Genomic DNA, 19,202 nt, shown 5'->3' on the forward strand with positions numbered 1-19,202 from the left:
AATATTAATTAAACTAAAAACAGGTTAATCAATTAAATCAATTGAGTGCGCTAGAAAGATTAAAAATAAGGGGGATAAATCCCCCTTTAGTTGAAACTCAGTTAAATTACATTGAATATTGGAAGCCAACTAAATAACGGCGACCCCATTCAACACTATAAGCTGGTTTTGAATAGTCATTATCCCAATAGTTTTCTGATGATTCATTGGTTAAGTTTTGAGCTTGTAAAGTCAGTTTTAAATTCTCGGTGACAAAATAACCAATACTTGCATCAGCTGTTGTTTCAGATGAATTTAAGTTAACTAGCTGAGGATCCCAACTGTTTACACCTGTATATTCGCTACGATAGTTGACAGAGAAACGTGCATCAAACCCGTTTTTGTCATACCAAAGTGTTGCACTACCAATATGTTTAGACAAGCCACCTAAATTGTATGGATTATTTTCTGGTTTGAACTCTTTAACATCACTATCTGTATATGAATAGTTAGCATAAATACCTAAACCATCAAATGGTTCTGGTAACATATCAAACGACTGTTGATATAAAACTTCAATACCTTGAATTACACCACCATCACCATTCATCGTACCGGTAAAGGCATAGTCTTCACCATTAAAACTTACATTGCCTTCGGTTAAACCAATATGTGACTGTAAATCTTTAAAGAAATAGTTTACAGAAGCCATTGAGTTATCGCCCCAATAATACTCGTAACCTAAATCAAGCTGATTAGCAACATACGGATCAAGTTTAGGGTTACCACCACTCGCTGTATATGGCACACTTTGCGTATTAAAGCTAAAGCCTGTGCGCATTTCTAGTAATGGCGGACGCGACATGGTACGTGCCAAACCAAAACGAATCTGTGAATCGTCGGTAATATTAAATATCATATTTAATGACGGTAAAATTTCATCGTATTCATGCTTAACTGCGGTAGGTGTAATCACGATTGCTTCATACCAGTTGCCATCATCACCTTCATACCAATAACTATCCATTTCATGACCAATTGAATCGACTTCCGTTTTGGCATAGCGCACACCAAAATTACCTGAGTAAGGGATACCCGCTAAATCACCAACCATTTCAAATTGAACATATAAGGCCGTATTTTTTTCTTTTAATTTCCAAGAAGCTAAATCATCAACTTCTGCATCTGCTGGCGTGCCAGTTCCGCCAAATGCTGCACTTGCAACTTTATCCCAGTTTTTAAAAGTATATAAATGAGGCTCAAGGTCGTCTGACGTAATCTGATATTTATCAACCAATGCCTGCCAAGCTGGATCATTACCAAATACAGATGGGTCAAACGCGTAATCAGAGCCAATTGAATACACTTCACCAAAATCGGTTAAACCATGATCAACATTAGCTGTTTTTGTCCAATTTGCTAATTGCACATTCTCTTTAGTTCGGTCTGTAACACGTGCACCAAATGCAAATTTACTTAACACACCAAAGTCTAAATCACGTTCAAAATCTAAATTGATATTGCCCATTTCATCAGTTAATTCTCTTTGACTGTCACCTGTCATGGTTGCATAAGTAGTTTCAATTGTTGGTTCCCAAACATCTGGCGAAGTTTCATACCAAACCTCCTGCTGTGCACTAAACGCATAATTGGCCGGATCATTAACTCCACCAACCATTAAAGGCTGAGCTTTATCACCAGAAGCATTAAAGCCAACTAAATAATCACCACCAACATATACAGGTTCAATATTTATCCAAACAGATTCAATACTTGCCTCTGAAACACCAACATCGAACTTGGTTGTCCAAGTATCACCCACATAGGTCATTTTGATACCTGCACTTAGCATTTCATTTTTCTGGAACCATTTTGGAATAGATAACTGAGCACCACCCCATTCTTGAACACCGGCAACAACTTGTTCAGAACCATCACCACTGTCTTCAATTACAGGATTTAAACCCGCATTATGGTATAAATCATAACCATATCCTCGTGGACCACTACCATCGTCAGCCCAGTTGCCTAAATCATTTGGACCTTGCTGATCATCACGCTCTTGAATATCAAATTGGGAATAAAATAAGTCGCCTTTAATATTTAATGCTTCGGTAGGTTGAAACTCTAAAATTAATAAACCACCGGTACGCTCGTTATTACCACGTTTACTTTTTGCCATTACACCCCAAGGTGCATCTTCAACTTTACCATTTTCGTTCATGTCACCACGGTTTACGCCATTATTGTAATCCCATGATTGAACACCTTTTTCAATTGAAGGTTGATCTTGATAGGTTAAACCAAATGCATAACCAAATTTTTCTGAAACTTGATCAACAATACTAAAATTAGCTTTATAGCCGCCGCCATCAGCATCCGGTAAATCATCAGCTAATGTATTGTACATATAGCTTGCACCAAAATTGATTAACCGTTTATCTTTTGATAGAGGGCTAACAAAGTTCATATTAACTAAACCCGAAATACCACCTTCGGCTTTACTTGCTAATGGGCTTTTATATACTTCAACCCCATCAATTAGCTCTGCCGGAAATTGCTCAAAGCGGACATCACGGCTTGGTTCAGCCGAGACAATTTCACGGTTATTCATAGTCGCTACATTTAATCTTGGACCCATACCACGAATTGAGATTCGGCTAGCGTTACCACGGTCACGAGAAGCGGCAATACCAGGTAAACGCACTAAAGAATCAGTAATACTAACATCTGGTAATGTACCTAAATCGTCAGATGAAATAATCTCAACGGTTGAAGGTGAAAATCGTTTTTCACGTAAAGCTTTACCTAACGCGCCGCCAAAACCTTTAACTGCGATAACTTCAATGTCTTGATCTTCTGCTGTATTTTCCTGTGCATCTTCAGCTGCCTGTGCCATTTGTACATTAAGCACTTGTGAAACAGCTAAAGCTAATAAGCTTAATTTGATTGAATTTTTCATTATATATCCCCAATCGTGTGTTAAGTGTGTGTATTTACAAGCTCAAAAACAGCCTAAAATTTAAGCTTGTCACCGTATTGTTAAAATATACACGTTAGTTAAACGTTTACCAAGTGTTTTTTAATCTTTTTTTGTAACATTTTTTGTTTAAATCCTATTTGATTTTAGCTAACCAAATAAAAGGTCAACTAATTAATACACTAAATCTATCATTTCATTATTAAAATAATTAAATCAAGTCTAGCCAACCGAAAAAATAAAACAAAAAAATAACAAATATTTTTTATTGGGAAAACGGTTAACTCATTGTATAGAGTTAATAATAGAAAGGGGTTAAATGACAATATCTGGATAGGTAGACTTAACTCTCACCACCATTACTCTGTTTTAGGCTTTTCTTAACGAACCAGAATATGGATTAATAACAGCAGGTCTTTTAGGCAACTTTGGTATGCACCTAATGTGGCTATCTCCACTCTGTCAAATAATCACTCGAAAATAGAAATAAATTTAAACCAATCAACTAAAGTTAATTTTATTTTGTGAGTTTAGGTTAATCATGCCTTGTGTAATTTTTTACGGAAGGTAAACATCAATCTGAAAAATGAGAGAATATTTTATATAACTATGATTAATAATAAATAAAAGCCAATAAACAAAAACCCCGTTCAAACTAGGTTTGAACGGGGTTTTAGATAAATAATTAACTAGCAGTTATTATTTATTTTTAGCAGCTTTTTTCTCTTTTTCAGCAGCAATTACTGCATCAGCAACGTTTTGAGGACATGCTGAGTAATGAGAGAATTCCATTGAGAACTGACCACGACCAGAAGTCATAGTACGTAAGTTACCAATGTAACCAAACATTTCTGATAAAGGAACGTCTGCTTTAACACGAACGCCTGTTGCGCCAGCTTCTTGGTCTTTAATCATACCACGACGACGGTTAAGGTCACCGATTACGTCACCAACGTTATCTTCTGGAGAGAAAACGTCAACTTTCATGATAGGCTCAAGTAATTGAGGACCTGCTTTTGGCATAGATTGACGGAATGCACCTTTAGCTGCAATTTCAAACGCGATTGCAGATGAGTCAACTGCGTGGAAACCACCGTCGAATAATTCAACTTCAACATCTAATGTAGGGAAACCAGCTAAAACACCAGTTTTCATCATTTCTTTGAAGCCTTTATCGATAGCTGGGAAATATTCTTTAGGAACGTTACCACCAACAACTGTTGAAATGAATTTGAAACCTGAGTTTGGCTCACCTGGCTTGATGCGGTAGTCAATTTTACCAAACTGACCAGAACCACCAGATTGTTTCTTATGCGTGTAGCTATCTTCAATTTCTTTAGTGATAGTTTCACGGTAAGCAACCTGAGGTTGACCTACGTTTAACTCAACACCGTAAGTACGTTTTAAGATATCAACTTTAATATCTAAGTGAAGCTCACCCATACCTTTAAGGATAGTTTCGCCAGACTCTTCATCTGTTTCAACTTGGAAAGATGGATCTTCAGATACTAATTTACCAATTGCGATACCCATTTTTTCAGTTGAACCTTTATCTTTAGGTGCAACCGCGATAGAGATTACCGGATCTGGGAAGATCATCGGCTCTAACGTACAAGGGTTCTTAGGATCACATAATGTGTGACCAGTTTGAACGTTCTTCATACCAACAACCGCGATGATGTCACCCGCTTGTGCAGCAGAGATTTCAGTACGGTCATTTGCGTGCATTTCAACCATACGGCCGATACGTTCAGTTTTACCTGTTGCAGCGTTAAGGATAGTATCGCCTTTGTTCATTTTACCTGAGTAAATACGAATAAAGGTTAAAGCACCGAATCTGTCATCCATAATTTTGAATGCTAACGCACGTAATGGCTCATCAGCAGAAACGATTGCTTTTTCGCCTGTAGGCTCACCAGTTTCTTCGTCAGTTAAGTCTTGAGGCTCAACTTCTGTAGGAGATGGTAAGTAATCAGTTACCGCATTCAATACTAATTGAATACCTTTGTTTTTGTATGCTGAACCACAGAAAGTTGGGAAGAAAGATAAGTTATGTGTACCTTTTTTGATACAAGCTTTTAACTGTTCCATAGACGGCTCTTCACCTTCTTCAAGGTATGCCATCATTAATTCTTCGTCTTGCTCTAAAGCAGTTTCAATTAATGCTTCACGATATTCTTGAGCTTTATCAACCATATCAGCAGGAATATCTTCAACTGTGAAGTTTTCTGGTAAACCTGAGTCATCCCAGATATACGCTTTTTGTTCTAATACATCTACAACACCACAGAACTCATCTTCAATACCAATTGGTAAAGTCATAACTAACGGAGTTGCAGCTAATACGTTACGAACCTGATCAACTACGCGGTAGAAATCAGCACCCATACGGTCTAATTTGTTTACGAAGATTAAACGAGATACTTCTGAATCGTTCGCATAACGCCAGTTAGTTTCAGACTGAGGCTCAACACCACCAGAACCACAGAATACACCAATACCACCGTCTAATACTTTTAATGAACGGTATACTTCAACTGTGAAGTCAACGTGTCCAGGGGTATCGATGATGTTTAAGCGGTGATCATTCCAAAAACAGGTAGTAGCCGCTGACTGGATTGTAATACCACGCTCAGCTTCTTGTTCCATGAAGTCAGTTGTAGTTGAACCGTCATGAGTATCACCAATTTTATGGATTTTACCGGTTAACTTAAGAATACGTTCGGTAGTGGTTGTTTTACCCGCATCAACGTGGGCAAAAATACCAATATTTCTATATTTAGATAAATCAGTCATTGCTTTACTCTACTAATTATGTGTCAAGAATTTACACCCTTCCCCCTGAGAAACAAATTCAGACAGGACTTGGATGAATAACGCGCGATAGGATACAGGATTTTCAAAAAAATGTTTGAAATTTTTTTGTTTCAGACGCAAATTTGTTTTTAAATTTATCCAAAAATCAAATAATGCCCGTTTAAAACGCCCTTCCTAAGAATTTCTTAATTAAATAACCCAAGGTTAAATAAATTTCGGCGCGAGTTTAGCACAATTCTGCACAACACAAAATGACTCTTATTATCAAGCTCAAAAATGTATCTGCTGATTTTAGATTATCGCCAGTAAAAAATAGCTTATAGTAGGTTTAAATTTATCCATTTTTAACCTAATATGATCAACTCAAGCGCAATTTAGTTAACAAATATTACAATAAACATAGGAAAACCAATATCCATGTCTTCAATTAGGATTATCTCTCTTATTGCGATTTATCTGGGCTCTTCAGCTACTGTATCTTATGCCTCTGATGCAGAAGATAAAATTAAAGCTGATGCACAAAGCAGATTAGAGAATATAGTTGTACCCAATAGTTTGAAAGTGGATGTGTGGGCAGATCAAACGCTTACCCAAAATCCGACCTATTTTAATTTTGATAGCCAAGGCCGCATGTTAATGGCCGAAGTAGACCGAATCTACAAAGGCGTTGATGATATTCGGGCTTATCCGGTTGATATGCTTATTCAAGACATTGAAATTAAAACCCTGCAAGACAGAGTTAGCATGTACCAAAAACATGCTGAACGTGTGCCAATGAGTTATTACCAAAGCGGCAGCGACCAAATAAAATTAATTGCCGATACCAACCAAGACGGTAAAGCCGACAGCAGTCAGATTTTTGCAGACGGATTTAATGATACTTTAGATGGCTTAGGTGTTGATGTTATTGAACGCGATGGCAAAGTTTATTACACCAATATCCCGAATTTATGGCAGTTAGAAGATACCAACAATGATGGTACTGTCGATAAAAAAACCATCATACAAACCGGATTCGGTACCCGCGTGAGTTTTATGGGACATGATATGCATGGCCTGATTTGGGGGCCAGACGGCAAACTTTACTGGTCGTTAGGTGACAGAGGGTACGATATAATCACTAAAGAAGGTAAACATTTATTTGGCCCAAACTTAGGTGCCGTTTTCCGTGCTAATCCGGATGGTAGTGAATTAGAGTTATTTTACACTGGCCTTCGTAACCCGCAAGAGCTGGTTTTTGACGAATACGGCAATTTATTTACTGCTGATAATGATGGTGATAAAAGCGATATTGAACGGATTAATCATTTAATTGAAGGCGGAGATTCGGGTTGGACAGCCGGCCATCAAAGCATAATGAGTTTTAGCAAGCAGCTTGAACTTCGTTCTTATAAGTATACTAACGATGTTGATGTGCCTGTTAGTTGGCTGGTTAATGATATGTCTCGCCCTAAAAACGAGCATCAGCCTGCTTTTATTTTACCCAGCATAGGTGAAATTTTTACAGGCCCCTCAGGATTTGCCTATAACCCAAGTAATTATTTGGGAGAAGAGTGGAGAAATACTTTTTTTGTTGCATTATATGGTGGTACTTCAGAAGGCTCGCGTATTAGCAGCTTTAAAGTTGATCAAAATGGTGCCTCATTTTTAACAACCCCGATTACCAAAACAATTTATGGGTTTAATGCTACAGATGTTGGTTTTGGTCCAGATGGCCGCTTATATATGACAGAGTTTAACTATGGCGGCTGGTCATCAAAAGGCGAAGGCACGGTTTATGTGGTTGATGCAAAAAACACATCAGCGCAAGATAAACAACTGCACGATAGCTATTATCAAATACTCACCAGTGATTTAACTCAAAAAACAGATGATGAATTAATCAGTTATCTGGCAATGGATCATCAGCAAGTTCGTCAAAAAGCTCAGTTTGAACTGGCTAAACGAGGATTAAACTCATACAGATTGTTTAAAACGGTCGCATTTGACAGTAACCAACATCTTTTTGCCCGTATCCATAGTATTTGGGGGATAGGCCAGCTAGCGAATCAGGGTGATATAGATAGTCAATCGCTAAAATCTTTATTGCCTTTGTTAACTGACAAAACAGCGCAAATTAGAATTCAAACCGCGCGGGTATTAGGTGATAACGCTTTTGCCCCAGCTAACCGGGCTTTAATTACAGCACTGACAGATTCAAACCCTCAAGTAAAAATGTACGCAGCTCAAGGGCTTGGAAAAATAGGCAATAAAGCATCAGTTAAACCATTAATAGATGCAATTGTCGCCAACAATAATCAAGACCTTTGGCTACGCCATGCTTTAGCTATGGGTTTAAAAGGCATAGCTAAAAAACACTGGCTAAATGAGTATAAAGATCATTCATCTGCGGCGGTCAGAATGGCTCAGGTACTGACTCTAAGAATGCTCAACGATCCCGACTTAGCCCTGTTTTTAAATGATTCAGAGCCAAGTATTGTTAATGAAGCCATTATCGCCATCAGCGATAAACAAATCATTAAAGCCCGCGCGCAGCTAGCCGCAAAACTGTCGGCAGATTTACCAGCTAAATCTGCTCAGCAGGCTTATATTCACCACAGATTAATTAATGCTAATTTTAATTTAGGGACAACAGAATCTGCCCGCCGGTTACTTGAGTATGCAGCACAAACTCAACTACCTGAGCGGTTAATTAGTGAAGCATTGGCGGCGATTGAGGGCTGGAATGAGTTAAACCCTATCGATACGATTACCGGCCAACCTAGTTCAGCTAACCAAGAGCGAGCAAATATTAAAGAGTTAGTAAAAGCTCACTTACCTAAAATATTAAACTCAGCAACAGGTCAAGCATCAGTGCAGGCGATGCGCTTAGCCGAACATTATGACTACCAAATTCCGGCCGAAATCTTGGTGAATATTGTCACCAATCCAGACGCCAGTAGTGATATCCGATTACAATCACTTAATAGTTTAAAATCACAGCAAAACAATCAAGTCATCAGCTTGAGCCAAACTCTACTGAAAGAAAATAGCTCAGAGTTGATAAAAGCGGGGTTAACAAATATTTTTGAAAATGATGTTAATCAAGGCTTAGCAATTGTTGAATCTTATTTAAATGGCGATTCACTTTTACATAAAAAAATTGGGTTAAGCTTTTTAGTTAAATACCAAAGCACCCAAACCGATGTGCAAATTACAAACTATATGCAGGATCTTATTAATAACCAAGCCCCAACAGGTTTGATTTTAGAATTATTAGATGCAGCACAAGTTAGCCAAAATGCACAAATAAAAGCGCTTTTACAAACCTACCAGAGCCAACTTGCTAAACAGGATTTAATGACCCAATACGCCAGTACATTAGAGGGTGGCGACATTAAAACCGGACGTGAAATTTTTCACGGTGGCGGCGCGGCACAATGTATGCGCTGTCACAGAGTTAATGGCGAAGGTCAGTCACGGGTTGGACCAGATTTAACCGGACTTGCCACCCGCTACAACAGTGAATATTTGTTGCAATCACTGATTGAGCCGAGTGCTGCAATCGCACCCAAATTTGGTCGTTTTACGCTCAGTTTAAAATCGGGCAACAGCCTAACCGGTTTATTAATAGAAGAGACCGAACAAGCTATAACCCTTGAAGATGATAACGGCAAACAAACCCGTTACCTTAAAACCGATATAAACGAGATAAAACGCCCTATGTCAGGTATGCCGCCAATGGGTTATATATTAAATAAACACCAGATCCGCGATTTAATTGCCTATTTAAAGACACTTACGCATGTAAAACGAGTATCTGGACATTAACTTTAACCACTAACAAATACCAATAAAAGCATAAAATAAGAGAGTTAAGCATGAATCAATATAAAAAGTTATTATCCGCACTTTGCATTAGCGCGGGTTTAATTGCCTGCCAACAGGCTGAAGCACCGAAACAAGCAGCAGCGGCTAGTACAGATAAACCAGTCGTTGAAGTTAGTCATTTTGATGAAAAAATTCCACCCATCAGTGTTCAACTCTGGTCGGTGAGAGACGATGTAAAAAGTGATTTTAAAGGCACTTTAACCCGTATCGCCGCAATGGGGTTTAAAGGAGTTGAGTTTGCTGGTGAATTTGGTCCTTTTAAAGACGACCCGCAAGGGCTAAAACAATTTTTAGCTGAGCTTAGTTTAAAGCCCAGTGGCGCGCATGTACCAATCAATCAACTACAAGGCGATAACTACCGTAAAACCATCGACTTTTTAACCGAAGTAGGTGTGAATTTATTTATTATTCCAATTGATGGCCGAGCGTGGGATCCAGAAAAAATAGCAGAGTTAACCAATGAGTTAACAGAGCTTACCCAAAAACTCAGTCAGGAAGATTTATATTTTGGTTACCATAACCATGCTGAAGAATTTGGTGATTTTAATGATCAGACATTCTGGGATTATATTGCCCAAAACACCCCAGAAAACATGGTATTACAAATGGACGTGGGTTGGGTAAATTTTGCGGGTAAAGATCCAATCCATTATGTAAAAGCTTACCCAGAACGAACTATGAGTACCCATATCAAAATTAGAACACCAAACAATACAGCTGAAAATGTTATTATCGGTCAAGATAGCTTTGACTGGGCTGAATTGGTTAAAACCGATATTTTACATGGCGGAATTCAATGGTTGGTTATTGAGCAAGAGGAATATCCACAAGGTTTAACCCCTATGAACTCAATTAAAGCCTCAAAAGCAGGATTAGAAAAACACTTAGAAAAACTGACCAAATAGCTTGGTATACATTGATTACGGTTCTGGATATCCAGAACCGTATCTTTTAACCGATGCGAACAATACAATCACTCTATATCTTCATATACCCATGCTCCTTGAGATCGCACGAGTTAAAATGTGTTTAAATTTTGAGAGCTAAATCTTGCGGGTACCCTCTTTGCTCGGCAATTTTGCAAGCCAGTTCAACTACATTTTTCAAGTCAATAGATTGAGTTTTCGGAAAATAATGCTGATTAATATGCGCGGATATCGGCTGTTGGATTACACCACCAGCGATTAAATTCTGTAAAATGGTATCGGCAGCCTGCAAAGCTGAAGGTGCTTTAACGATTTCTGTACGCGCATAAAAATCACCATAAAAAGAGACATCACTGGTTCTTAATTTAGGATCATCTCCCGGTATTTGCTGAGCACCAAATAAAGGGTTAGCAGCCGGTCTTGCGCTTGAAAAAGCCTGCAAAAACTTCGCAACATGCTGTATCGCGCCTTGTGTACGCTGCTTAACCACAGGCTCAGGCCAACCTTTATCAATTTTATCTATGTATAGTGATGGTAATTCTGGCTGCGCAGTTTGTGCATTGCTGCTCACTAAACCGTCTTTGAATAAAGTAATATCTTGCGTCATTCCATGTAACTGAAAATAGCCGTTTGGATAAGGGGTTAATTGTGCCATCCCATTAGGCGTACCCCGCTCTCCATGAAACAAAACTTCAGGCCAATGACCTTGACAATGTTGCCAATGCGCCACATAAGCGGCCTTAAATTCAACTAGTCTTTGTCGTGGTGCTTTGAGCATATTATCGAGCAAACCGGTTCTAAATCCACAGGCATTAATTAAATAATCAAACGACAAGACTTCTTGGGTTAAATTTGTTTGATTTTCAATCGTAAGCTGCCAATGTTTTGAGCCTGCTTGTTCTGATAATGCCACTAATTTAGAGTTTAATTTAACCTGACAGTTTGGCATTTGCTGCGCTGCTAAACTCACAGTGGCTGAAAATCTGAAACCGCTTAGTCCATATTCCTGCACTAAAATCAGCGGATATTTAACCGAATCTAAATCTAAATGTTTAGCTAGCGGAATCAGCCAGTCAGAATTATCGGTTATTTGCTCAGGTAAATCTTTTTGTGCTAATGCTTCCAGCTCTGAACGCTCAAAAGTACAATAATAATCAGCCGGTTCGCCCAACACCTGTTTATCTGGCTGCACTGTAATTAAATCAGCATAATTTTTTTGGAGTTTTTTTAATCTGGGCAAAATATCAAACGGTGAGCCAGAATCAGCAATCGGTACAGCAATAACAGTCGGCCGAACATTTACAGCTTGCGGAAATACCCGCATCATATCAATTGACTGGTTGAGTAAAGTTAAGCATTGTTCATCGGTAATTTCACGATAAAAGCTGCCACCTGCATGTAAATGGCAAATCGGCGGCCCGTTCACTAAACTTGGGCCTTGCTCAAATAAAGTGACATCCAAACCTAGTTCAGCTAGTCTTAACGCAATAGTTGAACCAGCAACCCCACCACCAATTACAGCAATTTTGCGAGGTTCGGTACCGCTAAAACCTAATTGTGTTTTTGATGATAGTGTTTGTGAACTGCTCAAAATTAACCCATAAAATAGCTGATAATATGTCAGCATTTTACTGTGCTATTTTAATGCATGCACCTATTGATTAAACAAAACCAGCCTAATTTGTATCAAAAAAATATTTTTTATATTTTTTATACAAATTATAAACTTAGAACAATAAAGATATTAATGAATTATATTTTCAGATAACTATAAAGTTATTTTAAATCCGTTGTTAACGAGAAAGTGGTTTAATGTAATAAATACTGACATTGCTCTATTACAATTATTGATAGAGCTAAATCGAGACAAATTTATTGGTCGCGCAAATATTTATTTATAATAACTTCTCTACTCCCTGCATTAATAATCTTATCTAGTGCAGTTTGTATTTTCGCGACAACCTCATCGGCAGTTTCTTGATTTACAGCTATATAATAACCGCCTATATCCGATAAAAGAAAAGCTTGCTCCAAATCGGAAAAATTATACTCTGAGTTTTGCATTTGATACGCTAAATCTAAAGGATCTCCAGGAATTAGATCCGCTCTTCCCTTCGCAAGAAGTTTTAATAATTGTTCAGAAGTAGCGGTTAAAAAGTAATCTTCTTTTTCCTGGAATCCATTCGTTTTAAAAAACTGTTCAACTGATCCACCTAATAAAGCGCCTGTTTGATATTTTTTGATGTCTTCGATACTAGAAATTTGAATATCTGTTCTTTTCTTCAATCTATATAAATAAACAACCCTGGGATGTAATGGACCAATCCATTTAAATTTTGTTTCAAGTTGGGGGATCCGAGCAACCGTAAAAAACATCGTATTAGGGGTTGTTTGTGCTGTATATAAGGCTCGTTTAAATGGGTATAGCTGAAGTTTGTATTTGAAACCAGTCATGTGCAGAGCAGATTCAACTAATTCTGTACTAATCCCTGTAATGATATCTTGTTCTTTAAAATTATAGGGAGCCCACTGATGAGTCAAAATTGTTAATTCTTGGGCTTTTATATTCGTTGTTATAATTACGAATATAATGATGTTTAGTGTTATAAATCGCTTCATATTCCCCTACAGCTTAATTTATCTACAAAACTTTATCCTTACAACTAACCGAATATAATTACTTAAACTAGAACAATCACCTACTATTTCATTGAGAACTAATTAATCAATAACATGGCCTTTTTACCCATCTAAACAATTAATCCGTTGCACAATTTTGGCTAGCAATTACACAAATTTCCGCAAAATGTTCAGGCTCTAAACTAGCACCGCCAACGAGTAATCCACTCACATGCGGGATATTTAAAAATTCCCCCGCATTATGTTTATTTACGCTACCGCCATATAAAATTTGTATTTTACCAGCTATATCGGCATCAAACATGCTGGTTAGTTCCTGATAAATAAAAGTATGAATGTCAGCAACCATTTCAGCCGATGCAGCTTTGCCTGAACCGATAGCCCAAATTGGCTCGTAAGCAATACAAACCCTACAACCAGTTAAATCCAAACCGCCAAAAGATTCATTAAGTTGGCGATATAAAATGTCTTTCGTTAAACCAAGTTGATGCTGCTGTAAGTTCTCACCAATACAAACCACCGGCATTAACCCTGCTTTTAGTGCTCTTTTAATTTTAGTTTTGCAAGAAGCATTATTTTCTAAAAAAACTTGTCGCCTTTCTGAGTGACCGATTATACAAAATTCACAACCGACTTCTTTAAGCATTTGTGCAGAAGTTTCCCCAGTAAACGCGCCAGATTCAAATTTACTGACATTCTGACTACCAATCATAATTTTTGAGTTGCGCAAAAAATTAGCCATGTCGCTAATATAAACATAAGGCGGTGCAATTCCGATTTGAGCACAAAAATCGTGTTGTAATACCGAAGCCACAGAGGCACAAATTAAATCTGTACCACCATTTAATTTCCAGTTTGCAATTACAAGTGGTTGATTATTTTTCATTTTTGCAATTTCCCAAGCTAACATTGCTGTTATCAGCCATTTGTTTTATTTGTTCAAGTAAATACGCTTTATCCTGTTGGTATAAATCACAACTAATATTTGAGTTAGTTAAATAAATTATTTTTATATCGGGCCAACTTAAATATTCGAGTGTTTTTGCATAATATTTTTTAAACAGTTTATCTGCTTCTCCTGTTTGATATGCTCTATTTAAACCATAGGTTAATCGTGACTGTAATGGCGAATTTTTGGCAACAAAAAAATACATAGGTAAATAAGTAAACACAGCAAAGTTTTTAACAACTTCCAATTCAGGCATCATAGGTTTATAAAAAGCATATTCGGCTTCTACCTCATAAACACTTCGCATTAATAAGTTAAAGCGTTTAGCTTTTAACATTTTAAATAATGAATCAAGCTTGGTACTAAACACAACCTGATAGCCATTATTAAGTAATAATTCACTAGTTGACCAGCCATTCCCTTGACCAATTAGTACTTGTTTTAACTGGTCATCTCGCTGAATATTACTCAGTAACTCTAATTCCTCTTGGTACGCAAAAAACAACCTATAGCTCGCTAGTCCCCTCATAATTGGAATTTGGATAATTTGAGCTTGAGTTAACCAGTCTTGGGTTGGCATTGATGTTGCCACCGACAAATGACCGGTTTGCAATTCATATAATTGCCGTTTAATAACGCTTTCTTTAGTTTGAATTCTAAGCTGATAAGGACCAAATTTATCTTCAGATAGCTTAAGGGCTAAGGCGAGTAATTCCCGCCCAAATAGTCGATGAGTTGCCGGTACGTCCATATAAGGTATGATCACGACATCCGGTTCTTTATTTGACTCTACAGCATTCAGCTTAGCTGATATCAACAAGCATATTATAGAGATAAAAAACCTTAATCTCATCACAGATAAACCTTGTCAAAATTGTGTAAAATAAACTCAACATCATACCATACCAAGTTTAAACAAATGAGTTTTTTCGTGAATTTATATCCAAATTATTTGAGTATGAATCTGTTTAAAATTGTGGAGTTTTCGCGTCTTTAAATAAACCTCTCCTCTAACACACTCCAATACAGATTGCTTTTTGATTATTAGATACAGTCTTTCTATCCGTATACCCTTCTGGGGGTCTAATGTTGTTAAATGTAGGAATATTCCTGGCTCCACGTTGAAGGCTCAATGGGTTGAGCCAAAACACTTACAAAGAATAAAAAAGCATTTAAGGTGAATCTAAAATAGAAGCGTTTGTTTGTAGATATACAGACTAAAAAAACTGATGCTTGCAGGAACAGCAAAGCATCAGCTAGCAAAAGAATCATCAAAGATGACTATGACTAAAAAGAGGACGAATAATAAAAGCTGCCCGGTTATCTGAGTTTTTAAAGTGCCCGCCCAGTAGGTATAGGCAAACACTTCAGACCACTCAAATCAAACTCCCGGGGCAGGGAGTTGGGTCAAATGACCCTATACAATGCCAGAGCCAGAATGACCAGAACTTGGTCTTTCTTTAGCAGCACTCGCACGGTATCCGCTTGCACGATAAACTGCGATTGGGTCAATTGCCCCGCCTTTACGTGCACGAGCCATTTGCAGAATAGGTGATACATCGGTAATAAACGCATTTTTTAACGTATTACTTGCCATAATTGCATCATTGCTATCCTGATAGCCGTATAAAGTTTCACGATTGATTAATAACGCAGCTACGTACGAACGTTGTACACTTGCCGCTGAGTTCATTAAGCTTTCAATCGGATCAGTTACGTTGTGTGATTGGTCTAATAAATAGCCCGGACCAAAACCTTCCTGATTACGGTATTCAGCATCCACTAATTCATTGAAAATCAAGAATTGTTGGTACGGATGTAAACTACCGCTGTCTAAATCATCATCACCGTATTTAGAATCATTGAAGTGGAAACCACCTAACTTCTTGAACTGAATTAAACGAGAAACAATCATTTCAATGTTTACATTTGGCGCGTGGTGACCTAAATCAACTAATGATTTCGCTTTATCACCTAATTCCATTGCCGCTAAAATGTTGCTGCCCCAATCTTGGATGACAGTTGAGTAAAACGCAGGCTCAAACATTTTGTGTTCAATATGCATTTCCCAGTCTGACGGTAATTCAGCATAGATTTTTTTCATGCTTTCTAAATAACGCTCAAACGCACGTTGGAAATGTGATTGACCTGGATGGTTTGAACCATCACCAACCCAAACTGTTAATACTTTAGAACCTAAAGCTTCACCCCATTTGATGCAGTCAAGGTTATGCGCAATTGCAAGCTCACGTGACGCTTCAGACGTATTGCTTAAGCTGCCGTATTTGAAGCTGTGCTCCTGACCTGGTTGGTCTTGGAATGTATTTGAGTTAATCGAATCCCACGTCAATTCTAAGTTATCAGAAAAACCTTTTAACTCAGTGAAATCGTCAACTTTATCCCACGGAAAATGTGGCGATACAGCTTGTGTACATTGTGACAAATCATTGATCACTGCACAGTCTTCTAACTTTTCAAAAATGTTTCTTGGTTCACCAGTACCAGGGAAACGCGCAAAACGTGTACCACCAGTTCCTGTACCCCAAGATGGAACAGCTACTTGGAACTCAGCTGCTTTTTGGGTAATTTGCTCAATATCAATGTCTTGACGCGCTAATTTACGTGCCAATGCATCATAATCTTCTTGCACACCCGGCATTAACTTTTCGTTTTGCTCAGCAATAAACGCTTTATCGATACGTTGTGTCATTTAAAAATCCTCTCGATTATCACACTTCGAGCTTAACGCAAGAAGGCTTCATGTAAACCACCGTCAACACTAATAATTTGACCTGTAGTTTTACTTAACTGACCTGAAACCATTAAATAAGCAGCTTCTGCTTGATCTTCTGGCGTAATAGGTTGTTTGGTTAATGTACGCTGTGCATAGAATAATGCCAGTTTGTCACGTAATTCATCATCAGAATCTGATTCAGTAAACTCAACATTGTATTTAGTTAAAGAGGCAATTACACGATCTCTTGGGAACATAGTGCTGCCTTTAACCACAGTCGCTGGTGCCAAACCATTTACGTTAACTAATGGTGATAATTCAACCGCTAATTCGCGTACTAAATGGTTCGCTGCTGCTTTACTGGTATCGTAAGCTAATGAGCCTTTTTTCGATACAGCTGCGTTAACGCTGGTTGTTAATACCATGGCACCATGTAATTTTTGAGCTTTCCAGATTTTGTTTGCTTCAGTACCTACGATATAACCGCCTTTAACGTTTACTGCAAAACTCACGTCAAATTGTTGATCGTCACTCATACCAGCCTGACCCGGCGCTAAAAATACACCAGCAGTTACAATAACTTTATCAATACCGCCGTAAGCAAGTGTTACTTGTTCAAACATTTTTTGTACGCTTTCACGTTTTGTAATGTCTACTTCTAACGCAATTGCCGGACCACAACCTGAAATACCAGAACCTGCAACGCCAATTCCCTGACCATAAATGGCAGTTAATTCGTCTGCTGTTTTTTGCGCAGCTTCTGCACGTAAATCGGCACAAACCACATGCGCGCCTTCTTCTGCAACACGGTGTGCAGTTGATTTACCAATACCGTCACCAGCACCAATCACCACGACCACATCACGCGCTAATGGTTTTTCTTTTGGCATACGCTGTAATTTAGCTTCTTCAAGCGCCCAATATTCAATATCAAACGCTTCTTGCTGAGGCAGTGCTGTATATTCACTAATCGCTTCTGCACCGCGCATTACTTCAATCGCACAGTTATAGAATTCAGTGGTTACGCGAGACTCTGATTTATTTTTACCCCAACCGATAATACCAACACCCGGAATTAAAATAACCGTTGGGCTTGGATCACGCATGGCTGGTGAATCAGGACGCTTACAATTGTTGTAATACTCAATGTAATCTAAACGGTATTGCTCGATACCTGCATTTAATTTTTCAATTAAAGTATCAAAATCATCTTGCTGAGGATTAAAGTCTACATATAAAGGCTGAATTTTAGTACGTAAGAAATGGTCAGGGCATGAAGTGCCTAACTTAGCCAAACGAGGCGCGTCCACACTGTTTACAAAACGTAGTGCGTTTTCGTCAGACTGAACAGTACCAATAAATTTAACTTTGTTAGATAAAATGCCACGTGCAACCGGTAAAAACTTAGCTAATAATTCAGTACGCTCTGCTTCAGATAAGCTTTGATATTTAGCACCACCAAAAGTCATTTCACCTTTGTCGTGCTCTTCAATATAACGAGCCGCAGTTTCAATTACCCATAATGAGGTTTCGTAACAGCTTTTACTTTCTGAGTTCCAGTTAGTATGCCCGTGCTGACCTAATAAAATACCTACAATACTTGGATCTTGTTCGTAAGCATCTTCACATACTTTAGCTGCTTCCCACCCTGGACGCATCCAAGGTACATACGCCATTTTGCCGCCCCAAATTACTTCTGTTAATTCTTTTTGATCTTTACATGAAGCAACTGCGATTACCGCATTTGGATGAAGATGGTCAACGTGTTTTTCATCAATCATTGAGTGTAATGGTGTATCAATTGATGATGCTCTTGGGTTTAAGCAAAAGTTACAGTGCTTGAACATACCAACCATGGCATCTTCACCGGCTGATTTATAACCTTTATCCGGAAAGCTTTGATATTTATCATCTAAAGCAGTTAATTTTGATTGATATAAAGAAGAGAAATTCTCAACTTTAGCAGTTCTTAAATCACCGCCAGAACCTTTTACCCATAAAACTTCAACATCTTCGCCAGTTAAAGGATCTTTTTCAACAATCTTTGCAGAAGTGTTACCACCACCAGTATTAGTGATGCGTTGGTCGTCGCCTAAAATGTTAGAACGATATACTAAACTCTCTAAAGGGCTTAAATCTTGGGCATATTCATCATCCCAAGAATAATTTACATGCTTAAACTCGTCTTTACGATTAGCCATTTTGATATCCTATAATTTGCGAATTAAAACCAAAATCACGCGTTTGCGAAAATAATGTTTCGCATTAGACCACTATAAACAATCATTTTCAATCACTTTCTTGCAT

The 19,202-nt window shown here is 38.0% G+C and carries 10 protein-coding genes; 2 read left to right on the forward strand and 8 right to left on the reverse strand.

All coding sequences use genetic code 11. The annotated features are described in order from the left end of the window. Positions 1 to 106: 106 nt before the first annotated feature. Positions 107 to 2,941, reverse strand: a complete 2,835-nt coding sequence (locus N7931_RS00690; RefSeq protein ID WP_262791320.1) for a TonB-dependent receptor — start codon at positions 2,939 to 2,941, stop codon at positions 107 to 109. Between the two features lie 717 nt (positions 2,942 to 3,658). Next, the gene (fusA, locus tag N7931_RS00695; protein WP_262791321.1) at positions 3,659 to 5,755 is read right to left on the reverse strand and encodes an elongation factor G; all 2,097 of its coding nucleotides are present in this window, start codon (positions 5,753 to 5,755) and stop codon (positions 3,659 to 3,661) included. Between the two features lie 438 nt (positions 5,756 to 6,193). Here fusA and N7931_RS00700 point away from each other — a divergent pair, with 438 nt between their 5' ends. Further along, positions 6,194 to 9,586, forward strand: a complete 3,393-nt coding sequence (locus N7931_RS00700; RefSeq protein WP_262791322.1) for a HEAT repeat domain-containing protein — start codon at positions 6,194 to 6,196, stop codon at positions 9,584 to 9,586. Positions 9,587 to 9,636: 50 nt separating this feature from the next. Further along, positions 9,637 to 10,551, forward strand: a complete 915-nt coding sequence (locus tag N7931_RS00705; protein ID WP_262791323.1) for a sugar phosphate isomerase/epimerase family protein — start codon at positions 9,637 to 9,639, stop codon at positions 10,549 to 10,551. A gap of 124 nt (positions 10,552 to 10,675) precedes the next feature. Here N7931_RS00705 and N7931_RS00710 read toward each other — a convergent pair whose 3' ends face one another. The 6 genes from N7931_RS00710 to N7931_RS00735 form a co-directional block, all read right to left on the reverse strand. Further along, positions 10,676 to 12,163: an FAD-dependent oxidoreductase gene (locus tag N7931_RS00710; RefSeq protein WP_262791324.1), complete on the reverse strand. Its 1,488-nt coding sequence runs from the start codon at positions 12,161 to 12,163 to the stop codon at positions 10,676 to 10,678. A gap of 281 nt (positions 12,164 to 12,444) precedes the next feature. Continuing rightward, positions 12,445 to 13,191: a substrate-binding periplasmic protein gene (locus N7931_RS00715; protein WP_262791325.1), complete on the reverse strand. Its 747-nt coding sequence runs from the start codon at positions 13,189 to 13,191 to the stop codon at positions 12,445 to 12,447. 139 nt (positions 13,192 to 13,330) lie between these two features. After that, the gene (tpiA, locus tag N7931_RS00720) at positions 13,331 to 14,098 is read right to left on the reverse strand and encodes a triose-phosphate isomerase (protein WP_262791326.1); all 768 of its coding nucleotides are present in this window, start codon (positions 14,096 to 14,098) and stop codon (positions 13,331 to 13,333) included. Next, positions 14,088 to 15,014: a hypothetical protein gene (locus tag N7931_RS00725; RefSeq protein ID WP_262791327.1), complete on the reverse strand. Its 927-nt coding sequence runs from the start codon at positions 15,012 to 15,014 to the stop codon at positions 14,088 to 14,090. The genes tpiA and N7931_RS00725 overlap by 11 nt, the downstream gene beginning before the upstream one ends. Positions 15,015 to 15,578: 564 nt before the next feature. Beyond that, the gene (gene rhaI, locus N7931_RS00730; protein ID WP_262791328.1) at positions 15,579 to 16,871 is read right to left on the reverse strand and encodes an L-rhamnose catabolism isomerase; all 1,293 of its coding nucleotides are present in this window, start codon (positions 16,869 to 16,871) and stop codon (positions 15,579 to 15,581) included. Positions 16,872 to 16,903: 32 nt separating this feature from the next. Beyond that, positions 16,904 to 19,096, reverse strand: a complete 2,193-nt coding sequence (locus tag N7931_RS00735; protein WP_262791329.1) for a bifunctional rhamnulose-1-phosphate aldolase/short-chain dehydrogenase — start codon at positions 19,094 to 19,096, stop codon at positions 16,904 to 16,906. Positions 19,097 to 19,202: the final 106 nt, after the last annotated feature.

The sequence above is a fragment of the Catenovulum sp. 2E275 genome (assembly GCF_025515275.1).
Lineage (GTDB): Bacteria > Pseudomonadota > Gammaproteobacteria > Enterobacterales > Alteromonadaceae > Catenovulum.

Coding starts and splice junctions, on each gene's coding strand:
- N7931_RS00690 (WP_262791320.1), bottom strand. CDS start 2,941: ATGAAAAATTCAATCAAATTAAGCTTATTAGCTTTAGCTGTTTCACAA.
- fusA (WP_262791321.1), bottom strand. CDS start 5,755: ATGACTGATTTATCTAAATATAGAAATATTGGTATTTTTGCCCACGTT.
- N7931_RS00700 (WP_262791322.1), top strand. CDS start 6,194: ATGTCTTCAATTAGGATTATCTCTCTTATTGCGATTTATCTGGGCTCT.
- N7931_RS00705 (WP_262791323.1), top strand. CDS start 9,637: ATGAATCAATATAAAAAGTTATTATCCGCACTTTGCATTAGCGCGGGT.
- N7931_RS00715 (WP_262791325.1), bottom strand. CDS start 13,191: ATGAAGCGATTTATAACACTAAACATCATTATATTCGTAATTATAACA.
- tpiA (WP_262791326.1), bottom strand. CDS start 14,098: ATGAAAAATAATCAACCACTTGTAATTGCAAACTGGAAATTAAATGGT.
- N7931_RS00725 (WP_262791327.1), bottom strand. CDS start 15,014: ATGAGATTAAGGTTTTTTATCTCTATAATATGCTTGTTGATATCAGCT.
- rhaI (WP_262791328.1), bottom strand. CDS start 16,871: ATGACACAACGTATCGATAAAGCGTTTATTGCTGAGCAAAACGAAAAG.
- N7931_RS00735 (WP_262791329.1), bottom strand. CDS start 19,096: ATGGCTAATCGTAAAGACGAGTTTAAGCATGTAAATTATTCTTGGGAT.